At 68.4% G+C, this 13,916-nt stretch carries 11 protein-coding genes; 4 read left to right on the top strand and 7 right to left on the bottom strand.

What is annotated here, in order from left to right; all coding sequences use genetic code 11:
* Positions 1 to 168 precede the first annotated feature (168 nt).
* Positions 169 to 3,327 (top strand): BTAD domain-containing putative transcriptional regulator, encoded by a 3,159-nt coding sequence (locus AB0M14_RS03700; protein ID WP_364988400.1) that lies wholly within the window; start codon positions 169 to 171, stop codon positions 3,325 to 3,327.
* Between the two features lie 9 nt (positions 3,328 to 3,336).
* On the opposite strand, the gene AB0M14_RS03695 is transcribed toward AB0M14_RS03700, so the two are convergent.
* Together AB0M14_RS03695 and AB0M14_RS03690 are read right to left on the bottom strand one after the other, a co-directional pair.
* Positions 3,337 to 3,717, bottom strand: coding sequence for a hypothetical protein (locus AB0M14_RS03695; RefSeq protein WP_364988398.1), 381 nt, complete (start codon positions 3,715 to 3,717; stop codon positions 3,337 to 3,339).
* Between the two features lie 14 nt (positions 3,718 to 3,731).
* Positions 3,732 to 3,941 carry a hypothetical protein gene (locus tag AB0M14_RS03690; protein WP_364988396.1) on the bottom strand — a complete coding sequence of 70 codons (210 nt, stop codon included), beginning with the start codon at positions 3,939 to 3,941 and terminating at the stop codon, positions 3,732 to 3,734.
* A 247-nt stretch (positions 3,942 to 4,188) separates the two neighbouring features.
* Here AB0M14_RS03690 and AB0M14_RS03685 point away from each other — a divergent pair, with 247 nt between their 5' ends.
* Entirely contained in the window at positions 4,189 to 4,926 is a 738-nt protein-coding gene (locus tag AB0M14_RS03685) for a GNAT family N-acetyltransferase (protein ID WP_364988393.1), read from the top strand.
* Positions 4,923 to 5,141 (top strand): translation initiation factor IF-1, encoded by a 219-nt coding sequence (gene infA, locus AB0M14_RS03680; protein ID WP_364988391.1) that lies wholly within the window; start codon positions 4,923 to 4,925, stop codon positions 5,139 to 5,141. The genes AB0M14_RS03685 and infA overlap by 4 nt, the downstream gene beginning before the upstream one ends.
* Positions 5,142 to 5,180: 39 nt before the next feature.
* Here infA and AB0M14_RS03675 read toward each other — a convergent pair whose 3' ends face one another.
* The 5 genes from AB0M14_RS03675 to kstR all read right to left on the bottom strand — a co-directional run bounded on the left by AB0M14_RS03675 (position 5,181) and on the right by kstR (position 11,635).
* Positions 5,181 to 6,047, bottom strand: coding sequence for a metal ABC transporter permease (locus tag AB0M14_RS03675; protein WP_364988388.1), 867 nt, complete (start codon positions 6,045 to 6,047; stop codon positions 5,181 to 5,183).
* Positions 6,047 to 6,934 (bottom strand): metal ABC transporter ATP-binding protein, encoded by an 888-nt coding sequence (locus tag AB0M14_RS03670; RefSeq protein ID WP_364988387.1) that lies wholly within the window; start codon positions 6,932 to 6,934, stop codon positions 6,047 to 6,049. Before AB0M14_RS03670 ends, AB0M14_RS03675 begins: the two co-directional genes overlap by 1 nt.
* A 5-nt stretch (positions 6,935 to 6,939) precedes the next feature.
* Positions 6,940 to 7,806, bottom strand: a complete 867-nt coding sequence (locus AB0M14_RS03665) for a zinc ABC transporter substrate-binding protein (RefSeq protein ID WP_364991267.1) — start codon at positions 7,804 to 7,806, stop codon at positions 6,940 to 6,942.
* 215 nt (positions 7,807 to 8,021) lie between these two features.
* On the bottom strand, positions 8,022 to 10,592 hold the full coding sequence (gene otsB / locus AB0M14_RS03660; RefSeq protein ID WP_364988384.1) for a trehalose-phosphatase: 2,571 nt from the start codon (positions 10,590 to 10,592) through the stop codon (positions 8,022 to 8,024).
* A gap of 392 nt (positions 10,593 to 10,984) precedes the next feature.
* Positions 10,985 to 11,635, bottom strand: a complete 651-nt coding sequence (gene kstR, locus AB0M14_RS03655) for a cholesterol catabolism transcriptional regulator KstR (RefSeq protein ID WP_209884590.1) — start codon at positions 11,633 to 11,635, stop codon at positions 10,985 to 10,987.
* Between the two features lie 152 nt (positions 11,636 to 11,787).
* On the opposite strand from kstR, the gene AB0M14_RS03650 reads away from it, so the two are divergent.
* Positions 11,788 to 13,911: an acyl-CoA dehydrogenase family protein gene (locus tag AB0M14_RS03650; protein ID WP_364988381.1), complete on the top strand. Its 2,124-nt coding sequence runs from the start codon at positions 11,788 to 11,790 to the stop codon at positions 13,909 to 13,911.
* The last annotated feature ends 5 nt before the right edge of the window (positions 13,912 to 13,916 follow it).

Here is a 13,916-nt window from a genome sequence, read left to right as displayed (position 1 = left end):
GGCCTCGGCGGCCTCGGCGGCCTCGGCAGTCCGCTTTGCCGCACTCCGGCAACAGCTGCCCCGGCCGCGAGCAGCCCTGCGAAATGCGCCGCCCAGTTGCCGCGTCGAGGCAGCGGCTCAACATAACCCCGGGACTCTTGGATCGCGGAGTTCTGGGAGGCTGGGCAGGTGCGGATTGGGTTGCTCGGCGCTGTGTCGGTGTATGGCGATGACGGGGTGGGCGTCGAGGTCGGTGGGGTTCGGGTGCGGATGCTGCTGGCGCGGTTGGCGTTGGAGGCGGGGCGGCCGGTATCGGTGGACGCGCTGGTCGACGGGTTGTGGGGTGAGGAGCCGCCTGCCGAGGCCGCCGGAGCCTTGCAGGCGTTGGTGTCTCGGCTGCGGAAAGCGTTGCGCGGGGTAGGGACCGTTGAACTCGCGGCCGGGGGATATCGGTTGCCGGTGCGGGCCGAGGATGTGGACGCGCATCGGTTCGAGGAATCGGCGGCACAGGGCCGGCGGGAGTTGGCGGCGGGGCGGGTCGAGGCGGCGGCGTCGGTGTTGCGGAGTGCGCTGGAGTTGTGGCGGGGGGCGGCGTTGGCGGATGTGCGGGAGGCGCCGTTCGCGGAGTTGGCGGCAAGTCGGTTGGAGGACTTGCGGGGGAGTGCGGCGGCGGACCGATTCGACGCGGAGTTGCAGTCGGGAGGGTATGCGGAGGTGCTGGCGGATCTCGAAACCGCCGGGGCCGAAAAGCCTTTGAGTGAGCGGCTAGCCGGACTGCGGATGCGGGCGCTGGCTGCGGCGGGACGGCAGTCGGATGCGCTCGCGGTGTACGAGCAGGTGCGGGAGCGGCTCGGGGACGAGCTCGGGGTGGACCCTTCGGCGGAGTTGCGGGAGATTCATCTCGCGTTGTTGCGGGGCGAGCTGGACCGGCCGGCCGGAGCCCGGACCGTCGTCGCGACGGAGGCGGTAGCCAGTCGAATTCCGGTGCAGCGCACCAGTTTTGTCGGCCGTGAGGTGGAATTGGAGCGGGTGGGCGCGCTGCTCGCCGAAGCTCGGCTGCTGACGCTGATCGGTCCCGGCGGTGCGGGGAAGACCCGGCTGGCGGCGGAAGCGGTGTCGCGGCATCGCGCCGCCCAGCGTGGGCGGGCATGGTTCGTGCCGCTGGCCGGGGTGCGGGACGCCGGTGAGCTGGCCGATGCGGTGGTCGGGGCGATCGGTGCGCGAGATCAGCGCGCCTCCGACGCCGCGGCGACGGGCATCGATCGGGTCACCGGCCTGCTCGATGTCGGCGCGGCCGTGCTGGTGCTGGACAACTGCGAGCATCTCATCGAGCCGGTGGCGGATCTCGCCGATCAGCTGCTCGAGGAACTGCCGGAGCTGCGAATTCTCGCGACCAGCCGGGAGCCGCTGGCCATCACCGGCGAATCGCTGCTCCCACTGAGTCCGTTGCAGATACCCAGTGGAACAGTGGATTTGGCCGATGCGGCGAAATCGCCCGCGGTCCGCCTGTTCGTGGACCGCGCCGTCGCGGTCCGCCCCGATTTCGGGCTGGACGCAGGCACCGTGCATCCGGTGCTGGAGATCTGCCGACGCCTCGACGGCATTCCGCTGGCCCTGGAACTCGCGGCGGCCAAGCTCCGTTCGATGAGCGTCGACCAGATCGCCCAGCGTCTGGACGACCGATTCCGGTTGCTCACCACCGGCAGCCGGACCGCGCTGCCCCGCCAGCGCACCCTGCTCGCGCTCGTCGAATGGAGCTGGGATCTGCTCGACGAGCCGGAACGCGTACTGGCGCGACGGCTTTCGCGGTTTCCCGGCGGCGCGACGTTGGAGGCGTTGGAGGCGGTGTGCGCCGACGGCGCACTGCCCGCCGCCGACGTGGTGTACGTGATCGGCGCGCTCGTGGAGAAATCGGTGGTCGAGATCGCGGGCGCGGACCGATATCGCATGCTGGAGACCATCCGCGCTTTCGCTGCCACCCAATTCGCCAGTGCCAGAGACGACCTCGAGCTGCGATTCGCCGAGCACTATCTCGCGGTCGCCGAGTCGAACGAGCCGTTGCTGCGCACCCGGGACCAGCTCCGCGCCCTCGCCGTCTTCGACGCCGAGCACGAAAACCTCGTCGCCGCACTGCGATCCACCCTGGCCCGCGCAGACCCGGAACTGTCGGCCCGGTTCGTCACCGCACTGTTCTGGTATTGGGGAATTCGCGGTATGAGCAGCCAATTCGAGACCTTCCTCGAACAGGTGCTGCGTTTCGAGGACCGGTTCCCGGAGCGCACCCGGGCGGCATTCCAGCTGATCCGGTTACTGGCGGGTGCGCCGCTCACCGAATCCGATCCGATCCTCGATCTCATCGACGACTGCGAATCGGCGGGCGCACTGGACTTCCACCCGACGCTGCTGATGTTCGCCGCCCAACTCGCTTATCCCGCAGGCGATGCCGAGTTGGGCGATCGACTGCTGGAGCGTGCCGGGCAGGCCGCGGACCCCTGGGTGCGGGCCAGTGCGCTGTGGATGCGCGATTACGTCCATACCGAGCAGGGCGATCTCGCCACCGGCGCGCAGGCCCGCCTGACCGCCCTGCGCGATTTCGAGCAGGTCGGCGACCGGTGGGGCCTGGGGATGTCCCTGCTGGCTGTCGGACGCGGCCACGCGCTGCGCGGCGAATACGCGGAGGCCATCAAGCTTTTCGAGCGTGGCGTCGCGGTGAGCGCCGAACTGGGCGGCGAAGCGGACATTTTCCAGAACCGCACGCAGCTGATCGCCGAGCGCATGCGCAGCGGCGACCTGCCCGGTGCGCGCCGCGATATCGAAGCCATCCAGCGCCAGGCCAAGGAGCGGGGATATCGCCGCCTCGCCGCCGAGATCCTGTTCAGCGTGGCCGAATTATGCCGCCGTTCCGGTGAACTCGACGCTGCGCATGCAGCGGTCGACGAACTCGAGACCCTCGCCGATCGCCTGCAACTCCCCGGTGACATGGCCGCTGACCTGATCGCGGGCGCTCGCATGGCGAACCTGCTGGCCGCCGGCCAGGCCCTCGGCGCCCGCGAATTGTGGCCGCCGACCCTGGCCGGGCTCTCCGCCTGGGGCATTTCCGCCGGAGTTGCCCACTCCGCCGAGTTGCTCGCCGACTTGCTGCTCCTGGAAGACGATCCGGAAGCGGCCGCCACCGCGCTCGGTCTGAGCGAGTCGATCCGCGGCGTCTTCGACGACGGCGAACCCCAACTGGCCGTGCTGATTTCCGAACTGACCAAGCGGCTCGGCGAGGACGCTTACCAGCGTGCTTATCGGGCCGGAGCGGAGCTGCCCCGGGACCGCGCGCTGGAGTGCCTCGCCGAGCTCTAACGGGCCACGCTAGATCACCAGGCAGGAACTTCCGCCGTTGATCCCGGTGCCTACGGTCAGGACGATGGTCTTGCTGTCCTGGCCCTGGGTGACCAGCAGGGTGTGCGTGCCGGGCGTCGCGGGCGTCCACTTGATCGTGTGCGTCTTCGGGCTGGGGCTGCCCTCGGAGGCCCCGATCCAGACGCCGTTGTCGGTGACGTCGATGCGTGCGGTGGAGTTGCTGTTCGCGACCACGTTGTAGGTGCAGCCCGTGCCATAGCCGTTGCTCAATCCGCCGCCGGCGATGATGACGGAGGTGCCGATCTCGGCCGAGGCCTGCGGAGCGGCCAAAGCCAGGCCGGTGGCGGCGATCGCGATCGCGAAGGACGCGGTATTGCGTAGCTTGCTCATCAAGTACTCCCTCTCTAGACCAACTCGACTTCGTCGAATCCGACCGTCATGCTGTGCCGCTGTTCGCGTAGCACGCCCCCTTCACGATGGGCGAGGCCCTCGCCGAATTCGATGCGCAGCTCGGCGCTCCGGGAGTGGACTTCCCGCACCACTCCGCAGACGCCGCTGAACGGCCCCTGCGGGAAATAGATGACGTCGCCGGCCGCGAATTCTGTAAAGCCCACGCCGCCACAGTAATCCACATGTCGATCTTGGGTCCGTGACGGCCATCGACCGCGGCCGATGGACGCGGCGGAAAATGGATTGGCGCGACGGCGCCGCGCTGCTAGCCTCGGCGGAGTCCGACCTGACTATATGAGGGGGTGAGTCCCATTACCACGACATTCCATGGGCGCTCCCTGTTCTCACGCTCGGGCGATTGACGCTGTTGTCATCGGGAGTGCGCGCAAGCCATCCCGAAAGGCAATACAGATGGACTCTTTCGCAACAACGATTACCCGCGTCGCGCCGCGGCACTGGCAGGCGCTGGACAGCGACCGAGAAGCCGGTCGCACCGAGGCCTCGCCCCGCCCCGACGGCCGCCTGTTCCTGAGCATCGACTCCTGGCACGCGGAGGTCTTCGACCGGCTGGCCGCCACCGTCCTGGCCGACCTGCCCGTTCCGCTGTACACCGTGGTCGACGAGGCCGACCACGATCTGATCTCGAGCTGGAAGCGGGCGGGCTTCACGATCTCCCGGCGCGACTGGGACTACCACCTGCCCACTGATCCGGCGGTCACCGGACTCGATCCGACGACGCCACCGACGGGTGTCGTCATCCTGGATCACGGTGCGGCCGAGGCGGATCCGCTCGCCGAACTGGACCGTGCGCTGCGCGCCGAATCCGGCACGGCGCTGCCGGTCGAGGTGCTGTGCCCGCCGTTGGACCCGTCGACCCATGTGGTGGCGGCACACCCCGCGGGTTACGTCGGCCTGTGCCGGGTGCAACGGATCCGAGTGCCCCGGATCGGACTGGTCGCGGTCCGGGCAGGCGCGCGTCGCCGGGGCATCGCCCGCGCCCTGCTCGCGCAGGCTCTGGGCGCGCTGCACGGCTCCGGCATCGAGTTCGCCTACGTCGAGGTGAGCGAAGCCAACACGGCGGCTACGGCGCTGTTCAGGGGCCTCGGCGCCCGCCCGCTGAGCAGCTGCGTGGAAATGGTGCGCCGATGAGGAACGGAGCTATCGAGGTCGAGGGCCGCGTCGTGGAATGCCTGCGCAATGCCACCTTCACGGTGGTGCTGACCAACGGGCACCAGGTACTCGCGCATCTCAGCGGAAAGGTGCGAATGAACTACATCAAGATCATGCCGGAGGACCGGGTGCTGGTGGAGCTGAGCCCGTACGACCTGACCCGCGGCCGGATCAAGTTCCGGTACCGGAACTAGCGGCATGCCGCGCCGGTCGCCGGATCCGGCGGCCGGCGCTCAGCGCACCCGGGCGAGTTTGCGCTGCCGCGTCCCGATGACCCGGCAGATCAGGTAGATCAGGAATGAGATGGTGGTGACGAAAGTCGACACCGGGACGCCCGGAGCGAGCGAGAGCAGCATTCCGCCGACCGCGGCCAGCTCGGCGAAGACAATGGTGAGGACGGTGGCGCGCATCGGATTCGCGGTCAGCTGCGCGGCCGCCGCGGCCGGCGTGATGAGGAGCGAGAGCACCAGCAGCGCGCCCACGAGTTGGACGCCGAAAGCCGCCGTGACGCCGACCATCACCGCGAAGATCACCGACAGCGCCCGCACCGGGACGCCGCGTGCCACCGCCACTTCCGGGTCGGTGCTGGCGAACAGCAGCGGCCGGTAGACGACCGCGAGCACCGCGAGAACGGCGGCGCTACAGGTGATCAGCAGGGCCAGACCGTTGTAGCCCACGCTGACGACCTGGCCGGTCAGCAGCGAGAACTTCGATCCCGCCCGTTCCGGTCCGAGCCAGAGGAACAGCACCGACAGGCCCAGGCCGAAGGACATGATGACCGCGATCGAGGAATCCCGTTCGCGCGCTTTGGTGCCCAGCAGGCCGAACAGGACGGCCGCGACGACCGAGCCGAGGATGGCTCCGACCCCGACCCCGATGCCCGCCAACAGCGCCGCGGCGGCGCCGGTCAGGGACAGCTCACTGGTGCCGTGTACGGCGAAGGACATCTGCCGGCTGACGATCAGCGGTCCGATCGCTCCGGCGAGCAGCCCGAGCAGCGCCGCCGCCAGCAGCGCTTGCAGCACGAACGGGTAGGTCAGCAGATGCGCGGTGGTGGAGAAGTCGAACATCTTCGCCATGACGCCGGAGAGTTTTTCCATCAGGCGCGCACCTCGTCGGCTTTGCAGTGCTGAGCTCCCGCCGCGCCGAGCGCGTCCAGGGTGTCACCGGTGCCGACGACGACCAGCCGGTCCCGCACGCGCAAAACGTCGACCTGGGTCTGGTACAGCTCGGAGAGCACCTCGGAGGTCATCACCTCGTCCGGCTTGCCGATCCGGAACTTGCCGTCGACCAGGTACAGCACCCGATCCACCAGCGGCAGAATCGGATTGATCTCGTGCGTCACGAAAAGTACTGCCGTGCCGTGGGTCCGGCGGCGCTTGTCGATCAGTTCCGACACCAGGCGCTGATTGGCCAGATCCAGCGACAGCAGCGGTTCGTCGCAGAGCAGTACTTTCGGATCGCCGACCAAGGCCTGAGCCACCCGCAACCGCTGCTGCTCGCCGCCGGACATGGTCTCCAGCGGCGCGTCGGCGAACAGTTCCGCACCGACGTCGGCGATCGCCGCCGCCACCTTGCGTCTTCGCTCGGCGCGCCCGCGCCAGCCGAGCCCCCAGCGGTGCCCGTCGACGCCGAGCCCGACCAGGTCCACCCCGCGCAACTGCACGCCCGCATCGATCGTCTTCTGCTGCGGGATGTAGCCGATGGCCGGATTGCCCACGCGCGCGGGCGAACCCGCGATCGACGCGGCGCCGGAACTGAGCGCGAGTTGCCCGAGCAGCACTCGCATCAGCGAGGTCTTCCCGGAACCGTTCGGCCCGAGGACCGCGATGAACTCACCGGGTTCGACGTCGAGATCCAAACCGTCCCACAGGGTGCGTTCCCCGAAAGCCAGTGTGGCGCCGTCGAGCCGGACCGCGGCCGCGCTGTCGAGCGAAACCTGGTCTACCGGCTCGGTGTGCTCTGACAGCGCGATTCCCTTGGTCATGACGGCTACTTGAGGACGGAGGCGAGGGCCTCGGCGTTCTTGGTCTGCCACTGAATGTAATCGGTGCCGTCGGGCAGGGTTTCGGTCACCTCGACGACCGGGGTGCCGCCCGAGCCGGCCAGGCCGCGCAGGTCCTTGGTGATCTTGTCCTCGGTCTGGATGTTGTAGATCAGGGCGCGTACTTGCTTGGCGGTGAGCAGGTCCCGGGTCTGGGCGACGGCGGCGGGGGACGGGTCGGTCTCCTGCTCGATCGCTTCCTGGAAGTCGTGCGGGGTCAGATCCTTGGCGCCGGCGTCGAGCAGCAGGTAGTGCGCGAGCGGCTCGGTCTGTAGCACGGGGGTGTTCGGGTGCTGGGCGGCGATCTGGCCGGTGATGGCGGAGATCGCGCTCAGTTTGGCCTTGAATGCGGCGGCGCGGTCGGCGTAGCCCTGCTTGTTCGCGGCGTCGACGTCGCCGAGGGCGGCGGCGATCTGGTCGGCGACCGCGCTCACGGTGTCCACGTCGTACCAGACGTGCTCGTTCTCGTCGGTCTTGTCGATCCGCGCGGCGAAGGCGTCGACGGTCTTCTTGTCCTTGCCCGCGATAGCCTTGTCCATGAACTCGTCGTAGCCGCCGCCGTTGTAGACGACCAGGTCGGCGTCGCTGATCTTGGCGGATTCGACGGCCGAGGTCTCGTGCGAGTGCGGGTCGGCGGCCGGGTCGGTGATGATCGATTCCACCTCGGCGTCGGAGCCGGCGATCTGGGCCGCGATGGACCCCCAGACATTGGTGGAGGCCACCACGCTCGGCTTGCCCGAAGCGTCCTCGGCGCCACCGCAGGCGGTCAGGGTCAGTGCGGTCGCGACCCCCGCGGCGACGCCGGTGAGCTTCATGGCAAAACGGGTGTTCACGTGGGGGTGCTCCTGCAATTACGGGATCTACGGAGTGGCTTAGATCATAATGGAAACCGTTACCATTTAACTTTACCAGGGCCCCGCAAATCGATAACCGCCAAGCCGCCGCCCTAGCACTGCCCCAGCAATGCCGAACGCCACGTCCGGCCGCTGGCAGAGCGGCCGGACGTGGCGTTCGGCGATTAGGTTCCCGGTCAGACGAGAACGTCGGCGGGCTGGCCCAGCAACTGGGCGCAGCGCAGCAGGCCGAGGTGGCTGTAGGCCTGCGGATGGTTACCGAGGGAACGCTCGGCAACCGGGTCGTACTCCTCGCTGAGCAGGCCCGTCGGACCCGCCACATCCACCAGCTGTGCGAACAGCGCCTCGGCGTCGGAGCGTTTGCCGATCAGTAGATAGGCCTCGACCAACCAGGCCGCGCAGAGGTGGAAACCGCCCTCGCCGCCGGGCAGTCCGTCGTCGTGGTGGTACCGGTAGACGGTCGAGCCGCTGCGCAGCTCCGCCTCGGTAGCCACGACGGTCGCGGCGAAGCGCGGATCGGACGGATCGATCAGCCCGCTCAGGCCGATGTGCAGGGTGGCCGCGTCCAGGTCGGTGCCGTCGTAGGCCGCCGTGTAGGACTGCACCTCGTCGTTCCAGCCCTTGGTCTTCACCTCGTCGGCGATGATGTCGCGCAGCTCGACCCAGGCCGGGTCCACGGTCCGGTCGAACTTCTGCGCGAGAGTGATGGCCCGGTCCACGGTGAGCCAGCCCATCACCTTCGAGTACACGTGGTGCCGCGGGTTGCCGCGGATCTCCCAGATGCCGTGGTCGGGTTCGGTCCAGCGCCGCTGCACCGCCGAGCACATGGCGTGCACCAGCTCCCAGTCGGCGTCCGGCAGCGCCTTGGCCGGATCCGTGATGCCCTGGCGCTCGCGGGCGTGCGCCAGCGAGGCGATCAGATCCACGATCGGGCCGAAGACGTCCAGCTGCACCTGCATGTTCGCGGCGTTGCCGACGCGCACCGGCCGCGAACCGGCATAGCCGGGCAGCTGGTCGATAACGGCTTCGGGCGGCAGCGTCTCGCCGTAGATCGTGTACAGCGGGTGCAGCCGCTCGGGGCCGGGCAGCGTCTCCAGGACCCGATGTACCCAGCCGAGGAAATCCTCTGCCTCGGTGCGGGATCCGAGCGAGACGAGCGCCTGCGCGGTCAGCGCGGCATCCCGCAGCCAGCAGTAGCGGTAGTCCCAGTTACGCACGCCGCCAAGGTCTTCCGGCAGCGACGTGGTGGCCGCGGCGAGGATGGACCCGGAGGGGGCGTGCACCAGGCCGCGCAGCGTCAGCGCGGAGCGCTTCATCAGATCCGGCTTGAGCGAGGGCAGGTCGAGGCCGGTCGCCCACTGCGACCAGTACTGCTCGGCCTGCTGCCTGCGCTGCGGCTCCGGAGTCATGGCGGGCGCGAGATCCTGTGTACCGCACCGCAGTTCCAGGACAATCGGGCCGCGCGCGGGATCCACGATCGCGGTCGCGACATCGTGGGTGCCGTCGCTGTCGATCCGCCATTCCACGCCGGGGGAGCGCAGCACCATCGGATCGTTGGTGCCGAGCACGCGCAAGCCGGTGGGCTCGCACTGGATGCTCACCGGAACCTGGCCGAATTCCGGCCGGGGCGCGAAGGTTACGACGGCCTTCGCGTCACCGGTGATGACCCGGGTCAGGTCGGTGCGGTCCTGGTTCACGTCGTGCGGCAGGTAGTCGATGACTCCCAAACTCGCCCAACGGGTTTCGACGGTCATGGTGCCGTCGATGTAGCGCTGGGACAGCGGCAGCCCGGTGCGCTCGGGTGCGATGCTGAAGTGGCCGGCCTGCGGCCCGCCGAGCAGGTGCGCGAACACCGCGGCCGAATCCGGTTCCGGATGGCAGAACCAGGTCACGGTGGCGTCGGGGGTGAGCAGTGCGACCGACCGCGGGCTGGCCAGCATGGTCAGTCGCTCGATTCGGGGGGCGCTGGCACCGGCCAACCAGGTGCGGCGTTCCTCGAGCAGGAAAGCCAGTGCCTTGGAGACCATTTCGGTGCTGTCGACCCGGTATCGGGCCAGACTCTCGCCGTCGCCGACCTTGATGCCGACGTCCGGTCCGGACAGCACCCGGAAGGCCTTCTCGTCGGTGACGTCGTCGCCGAAGAACACCGCCGCGGTCGCGCCCTCCTGATGCCGGATGGTGTCCAGCGCGGTGCCCTTGTCGGTCGGGATCACGGCTAGTTCGATGACCTGTTTGCCTTCGGTGGTCTGCACGCCGACCCAGCAGGCCGGGCCCTGGCGCACGGAATTCAGTGCGCGACGGCCGATTTCGGGGCCGGCATTGCGGACGTGCAGGGCCACGCTGGCCGGTTTCACTTCGACCGAGGCGCCGGGGTTGTTGTCGGCGATCTGGGTCAGCGACGTCTGTACTTCTTGCAGTAGCTGTTTGGCGTCGTTGTCGATCGCGTGCACGAAGCCGACATCGAATTCCGAACCGTGACTACCGATCAGCTGGACCTCGACCGGAAGCCGGGACAGGGCAGCGAGATCGCGCAGCGCACGACCGGAGATGACGGCGGCGGTGGTCCCGGTCAGGCCGGCGAGAGCGCGTAGCGCGCTCACCGATTCCCGGTGGGGATACGCTTTTGCCGGGTCGGAGACGATGGGCGCGATGGTCCCGTCGTAGTCCGAGGCGACCAAGAGCCGTGGCTCGCGCGCGACCGTGGACAAAGCACGGCGAAGTTCTTGTGGCAGATCCTGTGCGCTCACGCATCCAACCTAGTGATCGGAGGAGTTAATACGGGGGCGGGCAGAACAATACTGTGTTGAATTTGCCGCACGGCAGCGCGCCGGTGTGCGTGCGCAGGATTGCGTGTGCGGAAACCGATAATCCCAGTTAACAAGCAGGTAACCCGCCGGTAACCGGCGACCTTGGCGTGTCGCGTCAGGTTACCTGGATCGCGGACATCCCTGCCGGTGCAAGAACTTCGGCGGTTCGGTGTTTTTGCCGGAATTGAGTTGCTTTGCCGGACATTTTGGTTCGCGGTCTGGTTGCCGGGTTCTGATTCAAGCGGCATAAAACCACGGTAGCCCCGCCGCCGCACAGTTGTGCGGCCACGGGGCTACCGAATGCGCGTATGCGGCTGGGTCAGCGACTCCAGCTATTTCGCAGCTTGGTCGCCGAGCAGCAGATCGACGGTCAGTTCGAGCCGGTCTGTGACATCGGTCGCAGAGGCCCGCCGGGTGAGCCAGGCCACCAGATTCGACAGCCACACGTCGCTGATGACGCGCGCGATGGCCAGCTGACGCTCGGTCGGCTCGCCGTCGTTCATGGCGCGCGCGAACACCCGATCCATCACCTTGCCGACCCGGTCGACCTCCGCGGCCGCCGAGGCGTCGGCGAACATGAAGGCGCGGGTCATGGCCTCGGTGAGCAGCGGGTCGCGCTGCATCATCCGGGTGATCGAGGTGAGCAGCAGGTGCATGCGCTCACGCGGCGTCTCGCCGGCCAGCTGGCGGCGTTTGCCTTCGATCTGCTCGAACTCGCGGGAGAGCGCCGAGACCAGCAGGTGCACCTTGGACGGGAAGTACCGGTAGAGCGTGCCCACGGCGACGTCCGCGCGTTCGGCGACGGCGCGCATCTGCACCGCGTCGTATCCGCCCTTGGAGGCCAGTGCCAGCGTCGCGTCCAGGATCCGCTTGCGCCGTTCGCGCTGTGCCGCCGAACTCAGTTCGTCCTCGCTGAGTGTGGTCACCGTCGCGGGCCGCGCTGAGTTCGTGTCGGCGGCCTGCGATCGGGATGGACTGGCCATAGGTGAAAGTCCTTTCCTGAAACGTCGTTTCGTCGGCTAGCTGGCATGCGCGGTTGGGTCCGGTAGGAGGGTACGTCTCTTGACTTCCGCCGGGCTAGGATATTAGAACATGTTCTAGGTGTGGGAGTCACGCCGGAAAGGCGGTACGGAGTGTGACCATCGCCACCACTGACGAGCATAAAGCCGTCCAGGAGTCGATGCGCGGATGGGCCGGAACGGTGCGTCCAATTGCAACAATGCGAGACCAGGGCCCGGACTTCTGGCACGCCTACTGGCCCGCGCTGGCCGACCTCGGGATCTTCCGGGTCGCGGTCGCCGAGGACGCGGGTGGCGCCGGTGCGTCGGTCACCGATCTCGCCGTGCTGGTGGAACAGGCGGCCCACGACCTGGTCGGCGGACCAGTGCTGGCAACGGCTTTGGCGAACTTGATCACCGCGGGCGGCCTCGACGAGGACATGCCGTGCGGTGTCGCACTCGACCTGCCGAGTGTACTGGCTACCACCGATCCCTTGTTGCTGAATGGTTCCTGGAATTCGGTACTCGGCGCTGCCGCAGGCACTTCGGTGGTCCTGGGCGTACAGACCCCGGACGGGCCCCGATGGTGCCTGGTGCCGCCGGACGCCGCGGGTCTGCGGGTGGAGCCGCTGCCCTCGCTCGACTCGAGTACGCCACTGGCCCGAGTGCACTGCACCGACGTCGCGGTGCCCGTCGAGCGGGTTTTCGTCTCACCGCACGAGGTCGAGGATCTCGTGGTCGTGCTGGCCACCGCCGAACTGGCCGGCCTGGCCGGCTGGTGCCTGGAGACCGCCGTCGAATACGCCAAGGTGCGTGAGCAATTCGGCCGCAAAATCGGCTCTTTCCAAGCGCTCAAACATATTTGCGCATGGATGCTGTGCCGCACCGAGTTGATCCGCGCGGTCGCCGCCGATGCCGCCGCCGCGGTGGACGACGGCGGCAAGGAATTGCCGATCGCCGCGGCCATCGCCGCAGCTATCGCGCTGGACGCCGCCGTGGAAACCGCCAAGGACTGCATTCAGGTGCTCGGCGGCATCGGTTTCACCTGGGAACACGACGCGCACTTCTATCTGCGCCGGGCAACCGCGCTGCGTGCGCTGCTCGGCGGTTCGGCGCGGTGGCGGGCCCGGGTGACCGAGCTGACCCGCGCCGGACAGCGCCGGACCACCGGTGCGGATCAGGTCTTTGCCGCGGTGGAGGATGCTCCGGTGGCGGACTTCGCCGCCGAGGTGGCCGCCATCGCCGCGCTCCCGGTCCAGCAGCAGGGTCCCGCGATCGTCGAAGCCGGTCTGGCCATGCCGCATTGGCCCGCGCCCTACGGCCGCAGCGCCAATCCCATGACCGGACTGGTGATTTCGGAGGAACTGCGTAAGCACGGGCTGCAAGCGCCGGACCTGGCCGTCGCGGGCTGGGCCATTCCGACGCTGTTGCAGCACGGCACCCCCGAGCAGGTCGAGCGTTTCGCCTGGCCGACCTTGCGCGAGGAAGTCGTGTGGTGCCAGCTTTTCTCGGAGCCGGGCGCCGGGTCCGACCTGGCCGCGCTGCGGACCACCGCCAAGCGGGTCGAGGGCGGCTGGGTGCTGAACGGGCAGAAAGTCTGGACTTCCCTTGGCGACAAGGCGAATTGGGGCATCTGCCTGGCCCGCACCGATCCCGAGGCGCCCAAGCACCGCGGTATCAGCTACTTCCTCGTCGACATGCACGGCACGGGCGTCGACGTGCGCCCGATGAAGCAGATCACCGGGGAGGCGCGCTTCAGCGAGGTCTTCCTCGATGACGTGTTCGTCCCCGACGACTGCCTGGTCGGCGCGGTGAACAACGGCTGGAAGATCGCGCGGTCCACACTGTCGGCCGAACGGATCGCGATGGGCGGCAACGGTATCGGTCCGGTGCTCGAAGAGCTCGTCGCGAAACTCCCGGCCGCCGGACCCGGTGCGGAGCTGACCAACGACAAGCTCGGCGGCTTCGTCGCGGAAGCTATCGCCGGGTTGTTGCTGGAGCAGCGCGCTCTGGTCAAGACACTGGCCGGCGGCGACGCGGGCGCGCAGAGCAGCGTGCGCAAGCTGGTCGGGGTGCGGCACCGGCAGGCGGTGGCCGAATTCGCCGTGGAGGCGGCCGGTAGCGCCAGTGCCCAGGACACCGATGTAGTCAAGGAATTCCTGCTCACACGCTGTCTATCGATCGCCGGCGGGACCGAGCAGATCCTGCTGACCGTCGCCGGTGAGCGGATCCTCGGCCTGCCGCGCGACGCGGACAGCTAGGCAAC

Origin of the sequence: Nocardia sp. NPDC051832, assembly GCF_040681285.1 — a bacterium.
Taxonomy (GTDB): Bacteria; Actinomycetota; Actinomycetes; order Mycobacteriales; family Mycobacteriaceae; genus Nocardia.
The sequence above is the reverse complement of the archived record's forward strand: the minus strand, read 5'-3'. Positions and strand labels throughout refer to the sequence as shown.

Coding starts and splice junctions, on each gene's coding strand:
- AB0M14_RS03670 (WP_364988387.1), bottom strand. CDS start 6,934: ATGACCAAGGGAATCGCGCTGTCAGAGCACACCGAGCCGGTAGACCAG.
- AB0M14_RS03695 (WP_364988398.1), bottom strand. CDS start 3,717: ATGAGCAAGCTACGCAATACCGCGTCCTTCGCGATCGCGATCGCCGCC.
- AB0M14_RS03675 (WP_364988388.1), bottom strand. CDS start 6,047: ATGGAAAAACTCTCCGGCGTCATGGCGAAGATGTTCGACTTCTCCACC.
- AB0M14_RS03665 (WP_364991267.1), bottom strand. CDS start 7,806: ATGAAGCTCACCGGCGTCGCCGCGGGGGTCGCGACCGCACTGACCCTG.
- AB0M14_RS03685 (WP_364988393.1), top strand. CDS start 4,189: ATGGACTCTTTCGCAACAACGATTACCCGCGTCGCGCCGCGGCACTGG.
- kstR (WP_209884590.1), bottom strand. CDS start 11,635: ATGGCCAGTCCATCCCGATCGCAGGCCGCCGACACGAACTCAGCGCGG.
- infA (WP_364988391.1), top strand. CDS start 4,923: ATGAGGAACGGAGCTATCGAGGTCGAGGGCCGCGTCGTGGAATGCCTG.